Here is a 23,343-nt window from a genome sequence, read left to right on the forward strand (position 1 = left end):
ACTATCGTGAATGTAGAAACTTTTTTACAACGGCGAACACTCGCGGATGACATGAAAACATTGGACGGTTTTCCTGAGATCCTTCAGCGAGTTTATGCCCATAGAGGCATTACCGATATTGCTCAATTAGAACGTAAAGCGGCTAACTTATTGGATTACCGTGCATTATCAGGTATCGATCATGCGCTATCACTGCTGTATGACGCACTCGAAAACCATCGCGTTATCACGATTGTTGGTGATTTCGATGCTGATGGTGCAACGAGTACCGCACTCGCGATGCGCGCCTTGAAAGCGATGGGGTATGCAAACCTAAATTACATTGTGCCAAATCGATTTGAAAATGGTTATGGATTAACCCCTTTAGTCGTGGAGGAAGCCCATCATCGAGGGGCCGACCTTATCATTACCGTTGATAATGGTATCTCCTCACATGAAGGGGTCGAATTTGCCCATCAACTTGATATTAAAGTGATAGTTACCGACCACCATTTACCTGGAGAAACGTTACCCAAGGCAGATGCGATCATTAATCCTAATTTAGAAAACTGCCAGTTTGCCTCTAAATCCTTAGCGGGAGTCGGGGTCACATTTTATCTGATGTCAGCATTACGAGCGAAATTACGACAAGAAGGCTGGTTTGTTAAGCAAGGCCTAAAAGAACCTAATTTAGCCGAATATTTAGACTTAGTTGCGCTTGGAACGGTTGCCGATGTGGTGCCTCTTGATACAAATAACCGTATTTTAGTGCATCAAGGATTAAACCGAGTAAGAGCAGGGCGCTGCTGTGCGGGCATTAAAGCGCTTATTGAAGTCTCAAAGCGAGAATGTTCTCGCCTAGTCGCCAATGACTTTGGTTTTGCGTTAGGCCCTCGATTGAACGCGGCAGGCCGTTTGGATGATATGTCAGTCAGTATTGAATTATTACTGACTGATGATATGGCTTATGCGAGAGAACTGGCTAACGAACTGGATGGTTTGAACCAAGCTCGACGCGAAATTGAAGTGGGTATGCAGCAAGAGGCCTCTGTTTTATTTAATAAAATTGAGTATGGTGACAGCCAGTTACCGAATGGTCTGGCGATTTATCACCCCGAATGGCATCAAGGTGTGGTGGGTATTTTGGCTTCAAGAATTAAAGAACAATACCATCGTCCCGTCATTGCTTTTGCGCCCGCAGGAGATGGCACTCTCAAAGGTTCTGGACGCTCAGTGCCCGGTGTGCATATGCGCGATGCATTAGAGCGTTTAAATACCTTACAGCCTGGACTTATGCAAAAATTTGGTGGACATGCGATGGCAGCCGGGCTAAGCCTTGAGGAAACTAAATTTGAATTATTTAAGCACCATTTTGAGTTATTAATGGGGGAGCTCATTCATCCTGAACAATTAGCCGGTGTGGTCTGGAGTGATGGTGAATTGAAACAGAATGAGTACACGCTAGAAACAGCAGAGTTGTTACGTGAGAGTGGCCCGTGGGGGCAAGCATTCCCCGAGCCTGTGTTTGATGGGCACTTTCAACTTTTACAACAACGAATCGTCGGTGAGCGTCATCTTAAATTGATGTTAGAACCTGTCAGTGGTGGGCCGATGCTCGATGCCATTATGTTTAATATCGATGTACGGCGGTGGCCTGACCATAGTGTCAAACGCGCTAAGATAGCGTTTAAACTTGATGTGAATGAGTTTCGAGGGCAAAAGAGTATGCAATTAATGATTGAACATATTTGGCCCGAATAATGCGTTTACCTTAGCCGAGCGTGTTTATTGCAATATTGATTTTCATGGTGCTATAAACTTTGCGGAAATTTCGTTATAATTGACGGTTTCTAAAGAATTCATTCTATTTATAACGACCAAACATAAGACATTGAAAAATGACGTTTGAAATAAACCCAGTAAAAAGTAAGATTCAGGACTTGTCTGAGCGCACAGCGGTTCTTAGGGGGTATCTTTGACTATGATGCCAAGAAAGAACGCTTAGAAGAAGTTAACGCAGAGCTTGAACAACCTGATGTTTGGAATGAGCCTGAAAGAGCACAGGCGTTAGGTAAAGAGCGCTCATCGCTTGAAGCTATCGTCGATACTATCGATCAGCTGACTCAAGGCCTTGAAGATGTGGAAGGTTTACTTGAACTGGCAATTGAAGCCGATGATGAAGATACCTTTAATGAAGCGGGTGAAGAGTTAAATCAGCTACAGGGCAAATTAGAACAACTTGAGTTTCGCCGGATGTTCTCTGGTGAATATGACAGTGCCGATTGCTATATCGATCTACAAGCCGGCTCTGGTGGTACGGAAGCGCAAGATTGGGCAAGTATGCTGATGCGTATGTATCTCCGTTGGGCTGAATCGAAAGGTTTCAAAACAGAAATTATTGAAGAGTCAGACGGTGACGTTGCCGGTTTAAAATCCGCAACAATTAAAGTCATTGGGGATTACGCGTACGGATGGCTTAAAACCGAGTCCGGTGTTCATCGCTTAGTTCGTAAAAGTCCCTTTGACTCTGGTGGGCGTCGTCATACTTCATTTAGTTCAGCATTTATTTACCCAGAAGTTGATGACGATATTGATATCGAAATTAACCCAGCTGATTTACGCATTGATGTGTACCGTGCGTCTGGTGCGGGTGGGCAGCACGTCAACAAAACAGAATCAGCGGTACGTATTACCCACATACCGACCAATATTGTGACCCAGTGTCAAAATGACCGCTCGCAACATAAAAACAAAGATCAAGCTATGCGCCAGTTGAAAGCGAAGCTGTACGAACTGGAAATGCAGAAAAAGAATGCTGACAAACAAGCGATGGAAGAGAATAAATCGGATATTGGTTGGGGAAGCCAAATTCGTTCTTATGTCCTTGATGATGCACGTATTAAAGATTTACGTACTGGTGTGGAAACGCGAAATACGCAAGCCGTACTGGATGGTGATTTGGATAAATTCATTGAAGCTAGCTTGAAAGCTGGCCTGTGAGGAAAAAATGTCTCAGCAACAACAGGGCGCAGAACAAGCCCCCGATTTGAATAACGAATTAAAAACACGTAGAGAAAAACTGGTCACTTTACGTGAAAAAGGGGTTCCATTCCCAAATGATTTCCGTCGTGATATCACGTCGGATAAGATCCACGCACAGTACGATGAAAAATCCGCAGAAGAACTCGAAGATTTAAACATCGAAGTTGCCATTGCGGGCCGTATGATGACGCGCCGTATTATGGGGAAAGCATCATTTGCGACACTGCAAGATGTGGGTGGTCGTATTCAAATTTATGTTTCTCGCGATGATTTAGCGGAAGGCGTTTATAACGAACAATTTAAGAAATGGGATTTAGGCGATATTTTAGGTGCAAAAGGTCGCTTATTTAAAACCAAAACAGGTGAATTAACCGTTCACTGCCACGAAGTGCGTTTGTTAACCAAAGCATTACGTCCGTTACCAGACAAGTTCCACGGTCTAGCCGATCAGGAAACTCGTTATCGTCAACGTTACCTTGACCTAATTGCTAATGATGAATCACGCCATACCTTCATGGTTCGTTCTAAAATCTTGGCCGAATTACGCAATTTTATGGTAGGCAAAGGCTTTATGGAAGTTGAAACACCAATGATGCAGGTCATTCCTGGTGGTGCTTCTGCTCGTCCATTTATTACCCACCATAATGCACTTGATATTGACATGTACTTGCGTATTGCGCCTGAGCTATATCTAAAGCGTTTGGTTGTTGGTGGCTTCGAGCGTGTGTTTGAAATCAACCGTAACTTCCGTAATGAAGGTTTATCACCACGTCATAACCCTGAGTTCACTATGATGGAACTCTATATGGCATATGCGGACTATCGCGACTTGATCGACTTGACCGAGGAATTATTCCGTACGCTAGCGCAAAAAGTACTTGGTAACACCGTGGTGAAATATGGTGATCAAGAGTTCGATTTTGGCAAACCATTTGCCAAATTGACAATGAAAGAAGCCATTTGCAAGTATCGTCCTGAAACCAATGTTGCCGATTTGGATGACATGGATAAAGCGGTTGCGATTGCACAATCTCTTGGTATTAAGATTGAAAAGAGTTGGGGATTAGGACGTGTTCAGTGTGAAATTTTCGAAGAAGTTGCTGAAAGTCATTTGATCCAGCCAACGTTTATCATTGAATACCCAGCGGAAGTTTCGCCTTTGGCACGTCGTAATGATGACAATCCGTTTATTACGGATCGTTTTGAATTCTTTATTGGTGGCCGTGAAATCGGTAATGGTTTCTCTGAGTTGAATGATGCAGAAGACCAAGCGGAACGTTTTGCTGAACAAGTTCGTCATAAAGATGAAGGCGATGATGAAGCAATGTTCTATGATGAAGACTATGTGACGGCATTAGAACATGGTTTACCACCAACTGCTGGGTTAGGCATTGGTATTGACCGTATGGTGATGTTGTTTACCGACAGCCATACTATTCGTGATGTTATTTTATTCCCTGCATTACGCCCATCGAAAGCTTAATTTGATACCATCATTATGCCCAGATATTTCTGGGCATAATTTTATCTCATCCCAAACTATTTAATTCATAAAAGAAGACCGTCTAACACGATAAAATCGTAACTTAAGTGAAACTGATTGAGTGATATATTTGTATGGTAATAGATATAGATTATCTATTATTCCCAAGTAGGTAAAAACACATAATCAATATAAATTATATTGATAACATATTAAGTGTAATTTATTTAAGCCAATGCCAATCGTGTAACGCTGTCAATTTATTTTTTTGTTAGAAAATATTTCTCAATTGAAATATTTTACTTTATTCGAAAAATCAATTTCCTATAGCGACTCGCTTGAGATAACAGATCATTTACCAAATAAAAGTTACCACTCGGTTTGTAAGATGATAATTTGTTGTCGTGATTATTTATAAAACTCAAATTAAGTGTTCTTTAGTTTATTGTCACATTAAAAAGAGTGTGGTTAGTTCTGATTTAATGCTAAGATTAAAATAATTAACCAAAATTTATGAGATGAATCTATTTCTAGATTGGGGATTATAGAAAATAGATAAATTTTAGCTTACACTAGGTTTCTTGGATCTCATTATAATAGCGAAGAAAAAGTGCTGGTAAGGTAACCATATGTTTTTAAAAGATAAATTTATTGTTGCATCTCTGCTTTTAGTTGGGACGACGATGCTCTCTGGCTGTTCTTTGGGCTATCACACGGATAATACAGAGAAAAAGGAAGCGATAACCTCAACCGCATCTGCTTCTAATTCTTCTGAAACAAAACAGCAGTATATGGATTATTCCTATGCTGATTCCCAGTCTGCTTTAAACTCGGCTATTAGTAAAAAACCGACAGAACAGCGTTCGATGGGATTAAATGCCACTGGAAATGACCAAGAATCATTTCAACATTTAAATACCTGCATTAAAGAGCTTAATGCTTTAAAAACACTGTCACCAGCAGATTACAATCGCTTAGTTGGTTCGTTTAAAGAGGTGAGCGAAATAAATCAACTCTATAAACAAGTCTCCTCAACAGCGAGTCCAGATACGATCGAATTATTACAGATGGCAATAGAAGCTAAAACAAAGGTGCTTTGTGCCAAAGTTCGTTATAACTCAGTCTTGTCTACCGAATCAACATTGGAAAAAATTAGTGGATTATGAGAATTAACCTAAGGCTTTGTATATCATTGGCCATTTTTTCGGCTACTTTTAGTCAATTAGCAAAATCGGATAGCTTTAATAACGTCATTGATGACTTTGACACTTACCTGCAATTAGAGCAGGAAGGAAAATTGCCTGAAAAACCACTGAATATTCAAAGTCAGGGCTATGACTCATTTTCATCTTTACCACTTGCGCCTGAGCCAAAAGAAAAATCCAAATCTGCGGCGGGTAGAAACGTTGGGCAAGGAAAAACGTCTGTACGAACTCAGCCTAAGGCACAAGGTTCGGTAACGAAACAAACTCAGCCAAAAGTCACGACGACAAAGGTTGTTACACAACCAACAGAAAAAACAACGGTGCCGTTGTCTGAATGTCCATTACCTGAAAACACAACAGCACAACAAACTGGTTCAGCACACCAGTCTTTGCTATTGTCTTCCTACCCTTATTTCTTTAATTCAACGCAATGGCATCCCCAGTATTTATCGAAAGACTTTGCGAAATATCAGCTTGTTTTGGATCCGTTGGGGCTTTATTCCGCCAAATACTCAACCCATGTATTACGTGACAATACCGACTATTTAGAACAGCTCGCTGACTTATTAGCACAACAACAGTCAACACACTTATTTAAGTTTGGTGCTGCTCAAGGTGCTGGTCAGTTAATTGCTTATAAGCAGCTTTTAACTGATAGGCAATTAGTTGAAAAGTTAATCGCACATAATAAAAGTGTTGCGGAATTGAGCCATGAAATTGCTGAGAAGCAATTTGAAATAGAGCGCATTAATAACCAGCTGACTGAAAACAAGAATCAGGTTGCTTTATTAAGAGAAAAGCTAAATGCAACGGATGATAAAGAAACCATTGTATTACTCACCGATGAACTCACCGCGGTTAAAAATACGCTGACTGAAAAGCAACATAGTTTAGAACAACTGACATTAAATAATCAGCAAGCTCAGCAGGCCATTGACGCGCTTGAAAAGAAATTAAGTAACAGTATTCAAGCGCAAACAGCCGCTGAAAAGCAGTTAGTAGAAAAAGATAAAGAACTCGTACGAGCACAATCACAATTTGAAAATGCACAGAAGCAAGTTCAACAATTAACCGAGCAATTAGCTAAATTAGAAACTGATGCAAAAGAACAAGCCGATAGGTTAAATAAAAGCAGTGATGAACAAGTTAAACTTGTCACGGCTTCCCTTGAAAAACAGAAGGAACTGCTGAAGCAAAAAGAAGCAGCTCTTCAGTTAGCTCAAAAACAAAATAGTGATATTCAAGCCGAATTGGCTAAGCAGCAAGAAACATCTAAAGCTTTTGAGGCTGAGCTAAAATTAGCGCAACAACAATTAAAAGCGGGTAAAGCAGAACAAGAAGCGTTAGCGAAGCAGTCTGCAAGCAACGAAAAAACACAGCAACAGCTGCAAGCGAAATTAGCGCAACAAGAACAGAATTATGCGACGGCGCAAGCGCAGTTGAAGCAAGCTAATGCGGATGTCGCACAGCTGCAAAAAGAGATTGAGAAGCAAAAACAGTTAATGACACAAGCGTCAGATCAACAGGTTAAAGCGTTGACCGCTGATCTGAACCAGCAAGTGGCGTTATTAAAGCAGCAAGAGCAGGCGTCGAAGAAAGCGGAAGCTGACAGCCAAGCGACCCGTGAGGCATTGGCACAGCAGCAGGCGGCAGCGAAGCAGCTAGCGGAACAAAATCAGCAGTTGCAAGCCAAGTTAAAAGAGCATGAGCAACAGGCAGCAAAACTGCAAGCCACGTTGACTGCACAGATGGCACAGTCTGAACAGAAGAAGAAGTTAGAGGCAGAACTAAAAGCTGCACAACAACAGCTACAATCTCAAAAAGCTGAACAAGAGGCGTTGGCGAAGCAGTCTGCAAGTAACGAAAAAACACAACAGCAACTGCAAGCGAAATTAGCGCAACAAGAACAGAATTATGCGACGGCGCAAGCGCAGTTGAAGCAAGCTAATGCGGATGTTGCACAGCTGCAAAAAGAGGTTGAGAAGCAAAAACAGTTAATGGCACAAGCGTCAGATCAACAGGTTAAAGCGTTGACCGCTGATCTGAACCAGCAAGTGGCGTTATTGAAGCAGCAAGAGCAGGCGTCGAAGAAAGTGGAAGCTGACAGCCAAGCGACCCGTGAGGCATTGGCCCAGCAGCAGGCAGCAGCGAAGCAGCTAGCGGAACAAAATCAGCAGTTGCAAGCCAAGTTAAAAGAGCATGAACAACAGGTTGCGAAATCGCAAATTATGTTAGCTGCTCAAATAGCGCAAGTAGAGCAGAAAAAAACGTTAGAAGCGGAACTGAAAGTCGCTCAGCAGCAACTGCAAACCCAAAAAGCAGAAATTGAAAAGCAAGTTAAAGAGCGTGAACAAAAAATTCAGCGCCTTGAGAGCGACGTTACTGCAAAAGATAAACAGGCAGTTGAAATTGACAAACGATTAGCAGAAGCTAATAAGCAAATCAGTGCATTAAAATTAGACGCTGAAAAGCTGAAAACGATTGATACAAAATATCAAGCTCAGCGTGCTGAATTAGAGAAATTGAAAAAGCAGCTGTCTGATAGTGCTCAATTGCAAAAAGAATTAGCAACCGCGAAAGAACAGTTGAAAACGTTGCAATCTGAGTTAAAGCAACAAAAATTCTTATCTTCAGATGAAGCACTGAAATCGCAAATTATGGAGCTGAATAAAAAGGTGATGCAGCTTCAAGAAGAGAACGATAAGCTAAAAGCAAAACCATCGTCTACAGGTGCTGCTGCGGTTCGTCCATCTGTAAAACAACTCACACAGAAAGAACTCAATGCGATTGCGGAAGAAAATAAAAAACGCAATCAAAAAATGATTGAAGAAATCACCAAGCAGAAATATAGCAAACTTGATGCCTTTACGTATTATAAGATCCTACAAAAAGGTAAGCCAATTAGTAATGTGAAGAAGAAAAGTATCACATTTATTATGCGTGAACAGCTTACCGATGGAACCGTGACGGTGTTATATACGGATAAGAATCCAGTCACATTACCTTATAATGAGTTACCTGTTCCGTTGAACTCATTTATTGAGAAGGCGGGTGAAGGGGGTATGGTTAAGGTTTATATCAAACCGGAAGGTGGTTATGGGGTTGATGGTATACCTGGACAAATACCACCAAACTCCATGTCAATTATCGATTTAAAAATCATTAGCGTTAAATAACGTATAACAGATCAAAAAAGGCCGTTTACATATTAGTAATACGGCCTTTTTTATGACGTTATCGATAGACATATTATTCACAAATTATCGATGCGATATAAAGGTTTAATTAATAGACTGTCCACCTCTAAACTAATAGCGTTGGTGGGATAAGAAAGGCTGTGTTTCATTACATGGCCATAAGATGTGCCTTTCTGTCAGTATACAGTGAATGGGCACTGCTATCACTGACAGGGCATGTATTCTTTGTCGTTTAGTTACTCAAATTAATTGGCTAACTTCTCGATTTACTAGGTGTAAATCCAAAGCGTTTACGATAACTTTGGGTGAAATAAGATTGGCTTGAAAAACCCGCCTCCATTGATATTTCCACAATACTCATTTGAGTGTTGATGAGCAATTGGTGTGCATACATAATTCTTTTCTCACTAATCCATGAACGTGGTGAGGTTGAGTAAACAGTATTAAATAATTCTTTAAATGTTGTTAACCCCATACCGAAGGTTTTTGCAAATTCAGCAAGTTTCCATTCCTTTAAAAAATTATTTTCCATAAAATTCTGTAAACGTTCAGCCTGTCGATTGGTGAGTTGTCTTAGGTTTGAAAGTAGTTGTGATCCTTGCTCACTATAAGAGAGTAACAAAAGAAATTCAGAAATACGCAATGATTCCAGTAATGGTGGACATTGTTGTTTAATAAGGTTTTTAAAACTATTCTTTAGGTCATCAATAATGGCTGATGTGGTAAATTTAATCACATCATGGCTACTATTATCTGAGCGCTCAATTTCACTTAATTGGCTACCATAGTGATTCATGAACTCACGCAAAAATTGATCTTCTAAGGATATTGAAAGAAACTCACACTCAGATTCATAATCTAAAGTTGAAGTGATTTTGAATTCTGGATGTTTAAAATTAATCGTTGTACATCAGCCAGTTAAAAGTGTTAGATGTGGCTTTTGACTGGCTTCATTCTTAGGCTGTGTCGAAATTGTGACGTGCTCGCTATATTTGGTTAAATGTTGACCGCTAAAGTGAGCGTATTTCTGAACCATTTCTAATGTTTCCCATCCTCCCATTTCTTTTAACACCATGAGTGGCGTTCCACTTTGTGCGTGCCAACTTGCCCACGTGTGTCTGAGGTCGTGAAAAGTGAAATCAGTTATGCCGGAATCAATCAATGCCTGATCATAACACTCTCGATAATGACAACTCCTTCGCTTTCCATTATTGGAAAATACGTAATCACCATCCTTTTCTATTCCATTTAGAATTTCAATGGCCACATCATTTAGCGGAACAGGTCTAGCGCGTCCTGACTTTGCATTATCAGCAGTTACATGAGCAACTCTTCTAATTAGATCTACGCTCTTCCACTTAAGCGATAATATTTCGCTTTTTCTCATGCCTGTTAAAATAGCAATAGAAACAAAATCCCTCATCCACTTAATTTTGATGTTAGATAGGAGAAGCTCAGCTTCCCACTTTTCTAACCATCGAACCCTGACAGTAGGTTCTTTCATCCTTGGTATGTAGGATGATTTCAGCAACCATCCCATCTTGTGAGCAAGTGAAAAAGCACGCATAATAAAAGAACGATATCTATTCTGTGTTGCATTGGATAGCTTTCTCTTTGTTTTTGGATTGTAAACGGGCAAAGAGTTGGCTATTTCATCACTGGTTATTGTAGATATTTTCCTTCCTTTAAATACACGTTGGAAATATTCAGCGTAGGCCAGTTTTGTAGGAAATGACGCTTGTCCTTCGGCATCTTTTAAAGCCAGTAACATCATTTCCTCAAACGACCTATCCGGCATCCTGTCCAGTTTTTCCATTTGCCATAGGTCATGTTTTAACTTGTCATGATACTCTTGGGCTTTGACTTTATCCTCCGTGCCAGCAGGTTTTCTAATTCTTTCTCCGCTTGGTGCTGTAACGTCAACCCAGTATTTCTTACCTCTTTTGTAGATCGGCATGTTTTCCTCCCACTACCGACTACAGCCAGCCGATAGACATTATTATCGTTAAACTGTGCCTGTTCAAACTTTTTCAGGCTTTCCTTGTTTGCGCGCCATGATCCGCCAACTTTAAACATGTAATATTTTGATGGCTTTCTGTATATAGTGCTTTTTGATAGGTTCAATAGCTTCGAATATTCTTCTACTGTGTAATATGAGTCATCCACTATTAATCTCCTTATCGATAGAGTTGACGTACCAAGTCAACCACATAATAGGTGGGAATTTCTTGTGTTTTTCGCTGAGTGTTAATTGAAACTTTGGTAGGTAGTCTTTAAGTATTGCTGTGCTTTGTTTATCGCTGAGCTTTTTGAGTTGCTTTAATTTGTCTCTGCATCCCCTTGCATCTTTCGACGTCCGTTTTCTAATATCTGCTCATTCATATTCTCTGCCTTTTATTTCTCATTGTTACCATATATGATTTACGGTAGTTTTCTATTTCAACAGGGTAGATATTCTTTCCTATCTTTATTTTGTGATTAACGATTATTCCTGTTCGGTTGTGATTCTTTTTATTGGCTTCCAGTGCCGCATTAATAGCAATCCTTTCTGTGGGCGTGACTTCGCCGCGAATTATTAATTTCATAATTCACCTATGCTATTTAATTGTATTTTTCTATTTCAGATTCTTTAAATCGGCAGTTATGATTTATTCCATCTCCACAAACATATTTAAAATAATCAAGTGTATTTATTTCGATTACTGTCAAAATATCACCATCAATATATCCACAGTAATCAGAATGACCATCATCAATAAGAGTTACTTTATCGCCTATGTTTATGTTATTCATTCTCCGAATCCTTCATCTAAATTAAAGCATTGAATGACAATCGACAGGAATATCATCAATTAATTCACACTCCCTACCAATTACAAAAATAAAATAATCACGACTGTTGTTTAATTCATCGTCATCAAAATAAAACTCAGACTTATCAACTACTGCTAAAAACTTGCTATCAAGTTCACCATCAACTTCAAGAGGGAATTTGATATCTTTTAATTCGCTATGTCCACCATCATTTAAAAGCATTAATTTACGATAAATTCCTTTCTCTTTCATGTCTAAATATCCTTCATTAACAAGAATAAAATCATAGCAGCACGACAGTAATTTTTATCAGTACACTCAAGTTCGCCGTAATCTGTATTGCTATCACGAGCAGCCCATCCGATATTATCATTAACAAAGTACATGCTTATTTTGAAACCAATAATAATCGGCATTGCATCATTGTATTTATTGCACGGGTCGAACCTACCAGTCCCAAAGCACCCAACAGCATTTCCGGTTTTTTTATTAATAACATACCAATCACCAGCAGGAATTATATATTCTGCAACTTTTTTATTAATCTCGAAGTCAGATAGTTCGGTGTATTTATTCATTAATAATCTCGCATTCGTAACCTATATAAAAAGAAAATGGCGAATTAAAAACTTCTTTACGGTTACACACGCATCCAATGTTAATCATCTCCTCGCCAGATACGTATGCAAGGCCATCACTTATCCCTCCATCTATTCTCATTAGATTAGCGATAATGGGAAACTTTTTAGTAAAAGCGAATCCTTCATGACCGCTATAACCGCCATCATTTAATAATTTAACTTTCATTCCATACCTCTCCGCACTTAATCTCAACATCCCGCACCTGCATTATCTGCATAGCACGGCTCTCGCATTCTTGCTGTGTGTATATTTTCTCAGATACAGGCACAGCAGAACCCTGTATTAGCATGAGTAATACATATCCGATTATTTGCATTAATTTTTACTCTGAATTTTAGGTATAAAAAACCCTGCTAGTGCAGGGTTGGAAGCTAGATTATATTTATAACACTATCAAAGTTATTTATTATTGATTTACTAAACATTATATTTTGTTGAAACTCATATTTTGCTTGTTTTATGTTATTTGTTATTGATGATGGTAGTCTATCGTAATGGATATCATTTTGCCTTATTGATAAGATAAGACTCTCAATGTTATTTATCTGGCGCTCGTACTGTTTTATTCCAAATAGCTTTTCGATATATCCATTGTTTAATATCCCATTTAATCTATGTATTACCACCGATGTAGTATATAACGGGTCATCTTCTTTAAGGAAAATATATATTGCTATGGTGTTATTGTTTTGAAATATGGTTAATTTTTCATATTCAATTTTCATTAAAAGTTCAAATGCGGATATATTATCTTCGAGTAGTTTTTTTAAGAAAATAGTTTCTTGCTTTATAAAATGAATTGATTTTTTTGCGTTAAGTTCATTTCTTTTTATTTCTATGGTTTCATTATGCTTCTTACTTCCGTGATATGTTAGAATAGTCACTAAAATACTAATAGATGAAATTATAGTAAATATTGTTGATGTGTAGCTTAACATTATGCTTTCACCTTTTGTATCTATAGTGAAGTAACCAATTGTTATGATTGCTACTACTAGAAACCAAGCGACAGCACCAACAATGCTAATAATAAAATCTTTCATTCCGTCGAAATCATCAATATTCCGTTTCATAACCCCTCCTTATTTAAAGCAGGAATCATACTCACATCCATGTGACTAATCCACACCTAAGAGACTGAATCAATACATATGTGGCGCTACTTTCATTGCATAAATCATTCCTTTCCCTGATTAATCCTCACCCCATTCATCAACCCACGCTTCAAGTGGTGTTTTTCCTACTTCGTAATCATCACGCCATGCGTCTGCATCTGCTGCGCTACCGCCGTGGTCTGCTGCTACCTGCATTAATAAATCGTGCCATTCTTCAAAACTACAATTTTCATTATTCATATATCTATCTCCTGTTTGCATCCTTGCACTGAGTCCGTGATTATTTGTTTTGCTTTTGAATCTTCTGGCAAATTTCCGTTGCTAATTGCATATCACCAGAGATAACTGCGTTGTAAACATCAAATGATCTTGCTTTGACTGATGACTTTAATTTCCTGTGCTTCTCTAATTCCTTTTCAATTTCGATAAAATCACCTTCACGAACCATTTGTTTGCATAAGCTATTAAAGTTCTTATGTTTTGGCATCCAGGGTTTCCCAGAGTCAGCGAAAATTAAAGTATCAACCTTTCTTTTTTCGTGAATTTTAGTTTCTAAAAATATGTCGCCATTGCTATAAAGGCTAAAGCGAATCCCATCCACGCTCAAAGGTGAATAAACTAATTTAGGTTGCATGGTTATATCCTTTGGTTAAATCACATAGGGAAGGGTGACTAGAACGGAATGTCGTCGTCAAAGTCCATCGGAGGCTCAGGTGGTTGCGCCTGTGGTGATTGTTTTGGTTGTTGCGGCTGTCCCCATCCACCTTGTTGTTGTGTGGATTGTGACTGTGGTTTCTTGTCTAGAAACTTCACGATTCCATCCATTCCAACAGTGACCTCAGTCGAATATCTATCTTGTCCTGACTGGTCTTGCCATTTTCTAGTTCTGAATTTTCCTTTTACAAAAACTAGCGAACCTTTTTTAAGATACTCACCAACGTTCTCGGCTAGTTTTCCAAACACAACAACACGTATCCATTCAGTTTTTTCTTTTTGCTCGCCCGTTTTTTTATCTCTCCAACGCTCAGAGCATCCGATAGACATAGTTGCTATGGCGTCACCGCTAGGTTGATATCTAATTTCAGGATCATTACCAAGATGACCAATAATATTTACTTCGTTTAGCATGGCTTACCCCACTGATTGCCAAATTGAATGCCTAATTTATTTAAACCCTGATCCATTACTTCAATGAATTCGGGCACTAATTCGTCAAACTCTTTCATCATGTTTTCGTCACGTTCAACAGGGAAATATGCGATTTCTTTTCCTGCTGGCATTCGTGGGTCAAAATTTGCAAAGTGCCAGATATCCTTACCTGTAACCCACATGGAATATTGAACTTGAGCCACATATTCCTTTTTCATTGCATCGATTCCGTTCAATGCTAAGTCGATAAATACGTCCGTGTTATTCGGGCATTTAAGCTCTAATCCTGATCCATCACTGCAAATACCGTCTGGTGAGCAGGCTATCCGTAGTTGCTCGTCTTTGAATATTATTGGCACTTCCTTTGCCGTTAACCCCGTGTAAAACTCGAATGTCATCCTTGCTTCTAATTCGTAGTTTTTACCCCATTCCAGCGTCCTTGCTGATACTTCCTTGTAAACTCCCGTACAAACTTCACCAATAAGGGTGTTTAAATATGTTTTCTTTGTGTCTGACCATTTAGTGCCAGACCTTGGTTTAGAGATGACTTTCCATGCCTCAGAGGCGGTTACAACACCGAGCCTGACTGACAACCACTCTTCGCTTCCTTGCTCTACTTTGGTTAAATCGATGCCTGTTTTGCTTAGAATGATGTCATTGCTAATCATTTTCCTTCTGCCTTTTTCCTTAGCATGTCGATAATGTCATTAGCCTCAAAAGCGGTTATCTCAGTCGGATGTGATATTTGTCGCTTAAATCGTTTGCTAATGAATGCCATGAATGTATCGCTCCATTCACCATCAACTTTCATCATCAATCCGGTGATATCGTCCATCTGCTGCTCGCTGGCAGGTGTTACATCACGAGCCTGCGACTGTTCATTTTTGAAGTCGATTCCTTCTCCAGCTTCGGTGTTAACGTAGTCAATAGCTTGGTCTAGTCGCTCCCTGCGCGGCCAGTATTTACTAGCGCGCTTAACTATTGTTTTACGCGCCATTTCATCCCACCAAGTTTTCCATGGTCCATTAGCTGATTTGCTCGCAGCTTGCACAGTTTTTATTTCAGCTAAACTCATTTCTTCCGTGAGATAATCACCGCTTGGAGTTTTGACAGTGCAATAGCCACCAACAATCGCGCCTCTATCGCCGAATGCGTTGTATTTGTGTGTTGGAGGGGTATCTAATCCGTTAGATTCGTAAGTATCATTTTCATGAACTAGCTTGCATTGACCCCATTCAATTGCTTTCGTTGCTTGAGCTAAATGCAATAGCCCCATGTAACTGATATCCAAACAAACAATGCCTTTCCTTGGCACTAGATAAGCCAGTTTGCTTGCTGGGTTTAATGTGATTCCAATAGCAGCAACATTGATAATTGCATTCTGCGCGCTTGACGGGTTACTCATAGCTACAGATGCCAGTTCGTTATTCCGCTGAAATGCTTGTATTGCGAACTGACTTTCCTTAGTCCATGTTATTGATTGGTCTGTAACTGCACTGCAAAATAATTTCTCCTGCTGTTTTACAAACTCTATTATTGATGTGCTCAAAACATCCTCCTTTCGCTTTTTGCAGCTTCAAAAAAAGCATTCCATGCTTCATCCGATTCTTGAGTGGTCATTTTCCGTATGACCGATGAGGGAAGGGCATCATAAAACCGCTGAGCCATTTCATTAGTTAGCTCATCATCCTGATTTGCTAGGTGATCACGGTCTGGAATGGTGACGAAATTTTCATACTCTGAAATTCTCATGCTGCGTCCTTAATGAATAATATCCAGTGAGTCTTATCGTTCTTGCCGACGCGCTGAACTATCGTTGGCTTCTGGTCAGTAAGGGCTAATACTTGTTTTGTAGGGATTTGAGTTTCATTCCACTTGAAAGCCAATGTTCCGTTTGGGCGCAGCACTCGAAATGCCTCACTAAATCCTTTCGCTAAATCCTCTTTCCAAGATTCTTTATTCAATCGCCCGTACTTTTTAAACATCCAACCGTTGTGGCCAGCACGAATTAAATGAGGCGGGTCGAATAGAACTTGATGGAATGAGTTATCAGGAAAGGGTAGTTTTTTAAAATCAGCGATAATATCTGGTGTTATATTTAGCTTCCTGCCATCACATAGAATGTGTTTTTCTACCCTTATATCACTGTAAATTGCTCTGTTGTCTTGCCTATCAAACCAAAACATACGACTGCCACAGCACATATCTAGTATCTGTTTCATGCTGCGTCCTCATACCGTTCCCTGAGTATCTTCTCCAACAGTTCCTTTGTCGGATTTAAACTCAATATCAGCCATTCCGTGGCGTTGGTTTCTATCCCTGTGTGTAAATCAAATTCTAGTGATATGCGCTGTCCTTGGTGCGCTGCTGGCGATGAAGATATGTAAATTCCTTTACCTTCAATCGTTAGTGTTTGCATGAGTCACCTCGATATCAGCGTTAAAATAATGAGTAGGGCGATAACAACAGCTATCCAATCCCACTTAATTTTTCTTTTAACTTCATCCTTGAAGCTCTCGCTATTCAGTCGATAGCTGAGTTCCTGACGTTTTAATTCGTTAATTTTTGGCATAAGAAATCCCTCACTTATCGATTGATAGCGATTGTTATTTAGGTTCTGGTGTTGGTGCGGTGGGTTATTGCTGAGGTATTTCTTTAATATCTAATTCCGTGATATTGGCTTTTGCTCCAATTACAGCCCATAAGTACATGTGTTCTGCGCAATCACCTTCATCTTCTGCTTCAATATCTTTTGACCAAGGCTCGCCATTCCATTTGCAAGTCACTTTGAATATTGCCATTTCCTATGTTCCTTATGTGCGTATTCCTCACTATTAATAGCGATATGAATGATTAAGTGGTGGGTTACTGCTGACCGAGGGCTTTTGCGATTGCTACTGCCTGACTAATGTAATTCCTAGTTTTTTCAGAAGAATATCCACATCGACACTAGCAGAAGTATTTTCTAATTCATTAATGTTGAGGCATTCCATCAGCGCTTCAATTTCTTCATCGGTTAGCATGTCGTCGTCATAATCACGAAAGCCAGCTTCTATTACCTTGCCGCCAAATATTTCCATGCTGAAGCTTATAGGCGGCTCCTTGCCGTCCTCATACTCAACTACGAATGTCATTTTCCCCATATCACTCCCTAGCCTTTAACATTGCATCTGCCATGCGGTAGTAGATCTTCGCATTGTTAAATAGCTGTTCGTCGTTGCAATCTGCAAAGTAACCAACTTCTGAGCTTTGATTTGCCCAATCACCCTGCATAGCCTTAGCCGCTAGGTAATCACGTAAACTCATGCCAGTATCAGTGCCATGCAATTCTGTTGCTGGAACTGGAAAAGCCGCTCCACCTGTTTTATCTGTCATGCGTTACCTCTGTCATAGTAGAATTATTAATAAACTCTCTTCTATCCAGCAACTCCTGATACTCATCAATCCTGCCTGTTGAGTGATAAAAGCACTCTTCACTGCAATGACCTGAATTTTCAGCGCATGGGTTCTCGCTATAATCAACATCAAAAATGAATGCTTTATCTTGTTCGCCTAATTCTTTGTTGCAGGAAAAGCACAAATACTTATCTGTCATACTCCCTCCGTTATTAACTAAACACGATGCTAGTCTTTAACCTCATCCCATATACACCAAGCGCACTCACCATCTGCTTCAATAACTCCAGTATGTCCGCAGTTTTCACAAGTAACTTTGTCACCATCATAAAACCAGTCTTCATTGCCTTTTTCTGTCTGTACCGTTGCCTGCTCCGCATCACATTTAGTACAGCAGTTAACCCAAGGTACATTTTTGAATGTTTTCACTCTCTATCTCCTATCTATTAATCAACTAGTAAATGCCACCACAATGGACTGTAATTAGTTAACTGTGCCTGCTTTTAACCACGTCAGGCGAGGTGGTTCCTTACATTCCCCAACGCAAGAAATCTGTGTATAATTCAATCACCCCAATGCAAAGAAAGGACTTGAAATGCTTAAAATTAATTACGCATCGCAGGGTGATATGATTCCAAATCACTTAAACCCGAAACCAATTAGACCAACACCTCCACCGCCATCCACACCAAGTAACGGAGGTAAAAAATAAGGAATTAATATGAGTCGAGAAGAAGTTATAGATAGAATTATTTATTCTCATTACCTTGAGCAATTGTATTCAACCGCTTTAAGCAGGCTGGATAAATTAATCTCAATATTCATTTTCATTTTCGGCTCGGCCATTGTTTTACAGGCCAATCCTTATATTTTTGGTGTGTTGGTTGTAATTTTGACAGGCATACAATCAACATATCAATTTGGTAAAAAGTCTGGAGAATCAAAAAGAAAGTCATTTGATTACCAGAAATTATTTACTATTAAATCCAAATATGATGACGCTGATTTAATGGATCGTATGCTTGAACTAGAGGCTACTGATTCAACTCCTTGGTCGTCGCTCATTCCGATAGCAACACTTAAAGCTCAAATAGCAATGGGTGTTGAAGATAGATATCTAGAAAAGCTTAATTGGAAAACTAAGTTACTTAGAGTTCTTAGTGGCTAGCCCATCCGTGGGCTTTATCTCGCTGTAACACTTCCATCACTCATAATCGGCTTGCGTGTGCCGCATTTCTGCGGACGTTTCTAATCTTTGCTAGCTGCGTATCAGTGGCATCTTTGTGATACCTGCTTATGTGCATAACTGGCAATCGTGGGTCAAATGTCCTTAGACACAACGGACAGGTAACTTTCGTTTTCATGCGCTGCTCCTATCAAATGACTTATGCAAATATTGTTATTTCATAAGTAATCTGTAGTGCATCTCATTGCCGTTCGTACCTGAACCCGCCGAGTGCCCGACGCAGGGTTTAAAGTCGCGCCGTTCGACTATCTTTTATCTCTGGTTGCCCTTCGATGATTAAAATATACCTAGAGGTAATTTAAAAGTAAATACCCAAAGGTAAACAATTTGACGTGAAAAGTTTACCTAATTGATTTTTCAGGTAATTTATTTTCAAAAATTATTTATCTTGCGAGAAAAATCACACTGGCGGGGAATTTCGGGCACAAAAAAGCCCTCGCGGGGAGGGCTTCTAAAGATGTCATTAGTTAATCTTCATTTTTTTGCGTTGAGGTTCGCTCTAGCTGATCTGACTTTCCTTTGTATACTCCAGCAAGGTATCCAGCTAGCACCCCACCACCTATTTTAGCTAATTCAATCGCATATTGAGCATTACCAGTATACATTGAAACTATAACAACAAGTACAACGCACACTGCAACCAAGCATTTAAAGTAAACCTTTTTAGTTTCTAGCCCGCTAAAAAAACGAGTTTGTGTTTCTCTGTCTTCCTTTTGAGCATCGATAGACTTAAGAGCTATCTCTCTATTGCTTTCAATCTCTTGTCGTCTTATCTCTAGCTCTTGCGTTTTAAAATCAATCTCTTTAGATTTTAATTCAATCTCTTTAGATTGAACCTCAACAAACTTCTCGATAGCTGCTATTGGATTTGGCTTATCTTTTTTGGTTTGCTGCTGGTTTTTATCTGGCTCATCCGCTACTGTTGATGGCAGGTTTGGGGATTCATTTGCACTCATATATTAACTTCACAAAGTACTGGTATTCTATAAGTAACTTTAAATGAACCAAAGTTGTCATCACCAATCTTCGGCGCTAAATACTCAACTCTTTCAATATTATCAGTATGATTCTGAACTATTTCTAGATATTCAGTTGGAGATACCTTTTTAGCTTTAACTGGTTCAAATACTTTTTTGTAAAAATCTTTTCTTTTTTGATTGATTCTCATATGACCTCCTAAAGGTAACCCTAAAGTCTCAGGTAGCACTTCCATATATTGAACCTATAAAACAAAGGGGCTAAAAATCTATCACTAAAAAGCTGCTAATTCAATTTAAACTAGATTGATAAGAGAATCTAGTCAAGTTTAAATATTACACACCCTAAAACGTGTCGTCAGGCCACTGGCTAACCGTGATATTTGTATTTGATTGATTGGCTAACTAGCACTTTGGCGTGAATAAACATACCGTCAATATTGTTTTCTTCCAGATACCAAGTTTCATACTTAGGATTATCAGAAATCACAGCAAGGCGCTTGTATTGCATTTGAAGGCGTTTTATATAAAGCTGGTTATTCAGGATAAATACATAAATCCCATCACCATCAAAGTGATTCACGGTCATATCAACAAATATTTGATCCCGTGGCTCAAATGTCTCTGCCATCGAATCACCGCGAACAGTGATCATCTTGATTGTGTGAGCTGGTCTACCACCAAATAAACGCTTGGCTTCTTCGTCTGAATATTCAATTGCCGTTATTGTTTCTATAAACTCATCAAGTACGACAACACCAGCCCCTGCACTAGCCTCAACATCAAGAACTTCAACCTTATATGATCTGGATGGCTGCGGAATTTCTGATTCAACAATACCGTCCATCCACCCAGCAGGCAGCCCTAAAGCATCCTGAATAGCTAAAACCATCTTGTCACCTATTCGCTTATATCCAGATTTGCTAGGCGGGTAGAGCATTCTGGATACATAGGATTTGTCTTTACCAATGGCGCGTGCAAATTCCTCTTGCGTCTCATAACGAGCAACAAGCTCAGCCAGTTTTTGGCGTCTTTTTTCAAATAATTCAGTTTCTGCGTTCATAAGTAAATCATCTATCAAAAATACCTGCTGGTAAATTGCCTGTAGGTATTGATATTTAATTTACCTACGGGTATATTTATTTCATGTTTAGGTAAACAAGGACAACAAATGGAACAATTACGGATATTCCTAAATTCCCTTTCTGTTTCTGAGCAAGAGAAGTTCGCTAAAAAATGCGGAACTTCAATTGGTTACCTCAGAAAAGCTTTAACAAAGGGCTCAAAACTAGGTGCCGCTTTGTGTGTGGCAATCGAAGTTAACAGTAATTCAAAAGTAACCAGAAAAGACCTATATCCAGATGACTGGGAAAAGAACTGGCCTGAACTGGCAGCGTAATAAAGATTAAAAACAAAGAGTCAACTGAACGGCACAGTATATTGTCGGCCTCGAGGATCTGCCAAATTGGATGGCTAAAAGTCGAATGAGAGCGAAAGAGACACTAGCTCGACAATATTTATCAACACACTCACAGGATCGTGAGCAACGGACTAACTACGTCAAAAGGAATTTAACAGATGAAATACGGAAACGCATGCAAAACAGTTCGTGACAAACGAGCTATTGAATTCAGAACACGCCACTTAGTAAGTAGCGCACTTCAAATATTACGTGATGTTGATCAGCGAGAAATTGCACATGCCACATCACGCTCAGACTCGACTATCTCAAGAAGAATCAAATCCATTGATGGAGTATGCGAAATGCTAGCTACGCGTCGTGTAATTGGCTTTGTGAGGGAGGGTGAGAAGGTTATCAGGGAATCAGATTATAGATTGTATCTTGAAAATATGGCTGAACTATCGAGGTTAAAACTTCAAGTTCATGCATATGAAAAAGCCTCAATTGCTGGAACAACTGAGGCCTTTAGAGAAGAACAATTAGGTCTGTTTAATTAACAAATATACTGTATCAATAACCAGTAATGGTGACAAGGGAAATTTATGGTTTCCCTTTTTTGATACAGCAACTGAATAAGAGAATTATATCATGAAAAATAAACGAAATCATGACTTTAATTATCATGCTGTGCATAAAAACATCATGCGTGATCGGACTAACCGCTCGGTCACTGAGCAGGGCATAAAGAAACTCAGGAAAGCATTTGACGATGCGAAACTGAGAAATGCTCACAGGGAAGAATTATTAGGAGGGAAACAGCATGAGTAATGTTGCATATGCAGATTTTAGCAACCAACGACGGCAAGAGAGGCCTACCGTGGCAGATCTTGATAATGGATACACAAAATTAGCTAACGAACTTTACGAAGAATTAATTGGCGCAAACCTAACAAGGAATCAGGCAAAAGTTGCTCATGCTATTTGCAGAAAAACTTATGGGTTTAATAAGAAAGCAGACCGCATATCAGACAGTCAGTTGGCAGAGTTAACTAATCTACCAAGACAGAAAGTTAACAAGGCAAAAAATGAGCTTATCGCTATGAAAGTTATAGTGAAAATTGGCGTATCGATAGGTCCCAATAAAAATCTAACTGAGTGGGAAATTCCTGATTGTCACCAAAACGGTGTCATTGTCACCAAAGCAGTGACAAAAAGTGTCACCAAAAGCGTGACAACACTGTCACCAAAACGGGGACACACAAAAGAAACTATTACAAAAGAAAAGAAAGAAAATAAAAACACTATGAGCGAAGAGGTTCGCTCGATGGATGAAAAATCGAATTCTGAGCCTACAAAACAAGATCCCTTTATCGAGCCATTCGAAAAGATATTTTGGATTGCAGGTATGCGGAAGGTTGGGAAGGACAAATGCAAGACAGCGTTTAAATCGAAATTCAAAGAGTGGCGGAAAGAAACTGGCGGTTCAATCGATGAGTTTGCCAAGTTCCTTGCTGATGATATTCAGTGCAGGTTACGTATTCAGCAATTCGGTTTTGACAAGATGCACCCAACAACCTACCTAAACGGCAGCCGCTGGACTGACGAGAAACCAGAATTACCACAACCAACAATGCAGCAATCATCCATCACGGTATCAAAAAACGGTCTCGTATTCTACTGAGGCGAAAATGAAATC

33 protein-coding genes and 1 pseudogene are annotated in these 23,343 nt (G+C 39.5%); 10 read left to right on the plus strand and 24 right to left on the minus strand.

All coding sequences use genetic code 11. The features are described 5' to 3' along the window. The first annotated feature begins 6 nt into the window (after positions 1 to 6). The 5 genes from recJ to G3341_RS20645 all read left to right on the plus strand — a co-directional run bounded on the left by recJ (position 7) and on the right by G3341_RS20645 (position 8,885). Positions 7 to 1,740 (plus strand): single-stranded-DNA-specific exonuclease RecJ, encoded by a 1,734-nt coding sequence (gene recJ, locus G3341_RS06275; protein WP_163860916.1) that lies wholly within the window; start codon positions 7 to 9, stop codon positions 1,738 to 1,740. A 137-nt stretch (positions 1,741 to 1,877) separates the two neighbouring features. Beyond that, positions 1,878 to 2,979 (plus strand): peptide chain release factor 2 gene (gene prfB / locus G3341_RS06280; RefSeq protein ID WP_154624310.1). Its coding sequence is split into 2 segments (ribosomal slippage): positions 1,878 to 1,955 and positions 1,957 to 2,979, totalling 1,101 coding nucleotides; the frame shifts between segments, so codons are not numbered across the junction. Positions 2,980 to 2,986: 7 nt separating this feature from the next. After that, a complete protein-coding gene (gene lysS, locus G3341_RS06285) occupies positions 2,987 to 4,504 on the plus strand; it encodes a lysine--tRNA ligase (protein ID WP_154624309.1) in 1,518 nt (505 codons plus the stop codon). Positions 4,505 to 5,133: 629 nt separating this feature from the next. Beyond that, complete coding sequence (locus G3341_RS06290; RefSeq protein ID WP_154625090.1) at positions 5,134 to 5,670, plus strand: hypothetical protein; 537 nt, start codon at positions 5,134 to 5,136, stop codon at positions 5,668 to 5,670. Between the two features lie 26 nt (positions 5,671 to 5,696). After that, entirely contained in the window at positions 5,697 to 8,885 is a 3,189-nt protein-coding gene (locus G3341_RS20645; RefSeq protein WP_244316484.1) for a hypothetical protein, read from the plus strand. Between the two features lie 274 nt (positions 8,886 to 9,159). On the opposite strand, the pseudogene G3341_RS06300 reads toward G3341_RS20645, so the two are convergent. The 21 genes and pseudogenes from G3341_RS06300 to G3341_RS06390 all read right to left on the minus strand — a co-directional run. After that, positions 9,160 to 9,765 (minus strand): annotated as a pseudogene (locus tag G3341_RS06300) (helix-turn-helix transcriptional regulator); the annotation flags it as partial. A gap of 51 nt (positions 9,766 to 9,816) precedes the next feature. Continuing rightward, entirely contained in the window at positions 9,817 to 10,863 is a 1,047-nt protein-coding gene (locus tag G3341_RS06305; RefSeq protein ID WP_163860917.1) for a tyrosine-type recombinase/integrase, read from the minus strand. Between the two features lie 421 nt (positions 10,864 to 11,284). After that, positions 11,285 to 11,491 (minus strand): DUF4060 family protein, encoded by a 207-nt coding sequence (locus G3341_RS06310; protein WP_163860918.1) that lies wholly within the window; start codon positions 11,489 to 11,491, stop codon positions 11,285 to 11,287. A 16-nt stretch (positions 11,492 to 11,507) separates the two neighbouring features. After that, positions 11,508 to 11,699, minus strand: coding sequence for a hypothetical protein (locus G3341_RS06315; RefSeq protein ID WP_163860919.1), 192 nt, complete (start codon positions 11,697 to 11,699; stop codon positions 11,508 to 11,510). Between the two features lie 21 nt (positions 11,700 to 11,720). Beyond that, a complete protein-coding gene (locus tag G3341_RS06320) occupies positions 11,721 to 11,972 on the minus strand; it encodes a hypothetical protein (protein WP_163860920.1) in 252 nt (83 codons plus the stop codon). A 2-nt stretch (positions 11,973 to 11,974) separates the two neighbouring features. Then, entirely contained in the window at positions 11,975 to 12,298 is a 324-nt protein-coding gene (locus tag G3341_RS06325; RefSeq protein WP_163860921.1) for a phage protein NinX family protein, read from the minus strand. Then, the gene (locus G3341_RS06330) at positions 12,291 to 12,527 is read right to left on the minus strand and encodes a hypothetical protein (RefSeq protein ID WP_163860922.1); all 237 of its coding nucleotides are present in this window, start codon (positions 12,525 to 12,527) and stop codon (positions 12,291 to 12,293) included. Before G3341_RS06330 ends, G3341_RS06325 begins: the two co-directional genes overlap by 8 nt. Positions 12,528 to 12,733: 206 nt before the next feature. Continuing rightward, a complete protein-coding gene (locus tag G3341_RS06335) occupies positions 12,734 to 13,435 on the minus strand; it encodes a hypothetical protein (protein WP_163860923.1) in 702 nt (233 codons plus the stop codon). A 120-nt stretch (positions 13,436 to 13,555) separates the two neighbouring features. Further along, positions 13,556 to 13,717, minus strand: a complete 162-nt coding sequence (locus G3341_RS20440) for a hypothetical protein (RefSeq protein ID WP_167520913.1) — start codon at positions 13,715 to 13,717, stop codon at positions 13,556 to 13,558. A gap of 40 nt (positions 13,718 to 13,757) precedes the next feature. Beyond that, complete coding sequence (locus tag G3341_RS06340; RefSeq protein WP_163860924.1) at positions 13,758 to 14,111, minus strand: hypothetical protein; 354 nt, start codon at positions 14,109 to 14,111, stop codon at positions 13,758 to 13,760. Between the two features lie 38 nt (positions 14,112 to 14,149). Then, complete coding sequence (gene ssb, locus G3341_RS06345) at positions 14,150 to 14,605, minus strand: single-stranded DNA-binding protein (protein ID WP_163860925.1); 456 nt, start codon at positions 14,603 to 14,605, stop codon at positions 14,150 to 14,152. After that, positions 14,599 to 15,294, minus strand: a complete 696-nt coding sequence (locus tag G3341_RS06350) for a lambda exonuclease family protein (RefSeq protein ID WP_163860926.1) — start codon at positions 15,292 to 15,294, stop codon at positions 14,599 to 14,601. Before G3341_RS06350 ends, ssb begins: the two co-directional genes overlap by 7 nt. Then, a complete protein-coding gene (locus G3341_RS06355; protein ID WP_163860927.1) occupies positions 15,291 to 16,175 on the minus strand; it encodes a RecT family recombinase in 885 nt (294 codons plus the stop codon). Before G3341_RS06355 ends, G3341_RS06350 begins: the two co-directional genes overlap by 4 nt. After that, positions 16,172 to 16,378 (minus strand): hypothetical protein, encoded by a 207-nt coding sequence (locus tag G3341_RS06360; RefSeq protein ID WP_163860928.1) that lies wholly within the window; start codon positions 16,376 to 16,378, stop codon positions 16,172 to 16,174. The genes G3341_RS06355 and G3341_RS06360 overlap by 4 nt, the downstream gene beginning before the upstream one ends. Continuing rightward, positions 16,375 to 16,848, minus strand: coding sequence for a class I SAM-dependent methyltransferase (locus G3341_RS06365; RefSeq protein WP_163860929.1), 474 nt, complete (start codon positions 16,846 to 16,848; stop codon positions 16,375 to 16,377). The genes G3341_RS06360 and G3341_RS06365 overlap by 4 nt, the downstream gene beginning before the upstream one ends. Before the next feature lie 200 nt (positions 16,849 to 17,048). Next, positions 17,049 to 17,198 carry a hypothetical protein gene (locus G3341_RS06370; protein WP_163860930.1) on the minus strand — a complete coding sequence of 50 codons (150 nt, stop codon included), beginning with the start codon at positions 17,196 to 17,198 and terminating at the stop codon, positions 17,049 to 17,051. A gap of 64 nt (positions 17,199 to 17,262) precedes the next feature. Then, positions 17,263 to 17,427 carry a hypothetical protein gene (locus G3341_RS20445; protein WP_167520914.1) on the minus strand — a complete coding sequence of 55 codons (165 nt, stop codon included), beginning with the start codon at positions 17,425 to 17,427 and terminating at the stop codon, positions 17,263 to 17,265. 93 nt (positions 17,428 to 17,520) lie between these two features. Continuing rightward, entirely contained in the window at positions 17,521 to 17,769 is a 249-nt protein-coding gene (locus G3341_RS06375) for a hypothetical protein (RefSeq protein WP_163860435.1), read from the minus strand. 1 nt (position 17,770) lies between these two features. Then, the gene (locus G3341_RS06380; RefSeq protein WP_163860436.1) at positions 17,771 to 18,001 is read right to left on the minus strand and encodes a hypothetical protein; all 231 of its coding nucleotides are present in this window, start codon (positions 17,999 to 18,001) and stop codon (positions 17,771 to 17,773) included. Then, entirely contained in the window at positions 17,991 to 18,221 is a 231-nt protein-coding gene (locus tag G3341_RS06385) for a hypothetical protein (RefSeq protein ID WP_163860931.1), read from the minus strand. Before G3341_RS06385 ends, G3341_RS06380 begins: the two co-directional genes overlap by 11 nt. A 29-nt stretch (positions 18,222 to 18,250) precedes the next feature. Further along, the gene (locus tag G3341_RS06390; protein WP_163860932.1) at positions 18,251 to 18,451 is read right to left on the minus strand and encodes a hypothetical protein; all 201 of its coding nucleotides are present in this window, start codon (positions 18,449 to 18,451) and stop codon (positions 18,251 to 18,253) included. A gap of 292 nt (positions 18,452 to 18,743) precedes the next feature. Here G3341_RS06390 and G3341_RS06395 point away from each other — a divergent pair, with 292 nt between their 5' ends. Continuing rightward, a complete protein-coding gene (locus tag G3341_RS06395; protein WP_163860933.1) occupies positions 18,744 to 19,190 on the plus strand; it encodes a hypothetical protein in 447 nt (148 codons plus the stop codon). Positions 19,191 to 19,735: 545 nt separating this feature from the next. Here the strand turns inward: G3341_RS06395 and G3341_RS06400 are convergent. From G3341_RS06400 to G3341_RS06410, 3 genes are all read right to left on the minus strand, one after another. Beyond that, positions 19,736 to 20,224: a hypothetical protein gene (locus tag G3341_RS06400; protein WP_060554528.1), complete on the minus strand. Its 489-nt coding sequence runs from the start codon at positions 20,222 to 20,224 to the stop codon at positions 19,736 to 19,738. Then, a complete protein-coding gene (locus G3341_RS06405) occupies positions 20,221 to 20,481 on the minus strand; it encodes a hypothetical protein (RefSeq protein WP_163860934.1) in 261 nt (86 codons plus the stop codon). Before G3341_RS06405 ends, G3341_RS06400 begins: the two co-directional genes overlap by 4 nt. Before the next feature lie 134 nt (positions 20,482 to 20,615). Then, positions 20,616 to 21,308, minus strand: coding sequence for an XRE family transcriptional regulator (locus G3341_RS06410; protein ID WP_163860935.1), 693 nt, complete (start codon positions 21,306 to 21,308; stop codon positions 20,616 to 20,618). A 108-nt stretch (positions 21,309 to 21,416) separates the two neighbouring features. Between G3341_RS06410 and G3341_RS06415 the strand changes: the two genes are divergently transcribed. From G3341_RS06415 to G3341_RS06430, 4 genes are all read left to right on the plus strand, one after another. Further along, positions 21,417 to 21,644, plus strand: a complete 228-nt coding sequence (locus tag G3341_RS06415) for a transcriptional regulator (protein ID WP_071548404.1) — start codon at positions 21,417 to 21,419, stop codon at positions 21,642 to 21,644. A 179-nt stretch (positions 21,645 to 21,823) separates the two neighbouring features. Then, a complete protein-coding gene (locus G3341_RS06420) occupies positions 21,824 to 22,204 on the plus strand; it encodes a hypothetical protein (RefSeq protein WP_163860936.1) in 381 nt (126 codons plus the stop codon). Between the two features lie 91 nt (positions 22,205 to 22,295). Then, complete coding sequence (locus tag G3341_RS06425; RefSeq protein WP_163860937.1) at positions 22,296 to 22,475, plus strand: hypothetical protein; 180 nt, start codon at positions 22,296 to 22,298, stop codon at positions 22,473 to 22,475. Next, the gene (locus tag G3341_RS06430; RefSeq protein WP_163860938.1) at positions 22,468 to 23,328 is read left to right on the plus strand and encodes a replication protein; all 861 of its coding nucleotides are present in this window, start codon (positions 22,468 to 22,470) and stop codon (positions 23,326 to 23,328) included. Before G3341_RS06425 ends, G3341_RS06430 begins: the two co-directional genes overlap by 8 nt. Positions 23,329 to 23,343: the final 15 nt, after the last annotated feature.

The sequence above is a fragment of the Providencia vermicola genome, from assembly GCF_010748935.1.
Classification (GTDB): domain Bacteria; phylum Pseudomonadota; class Gammaproteobacteria; order Enterobacterales; family Enterobacteriaceae; genus Providencia; species Providencia zhejiangensis.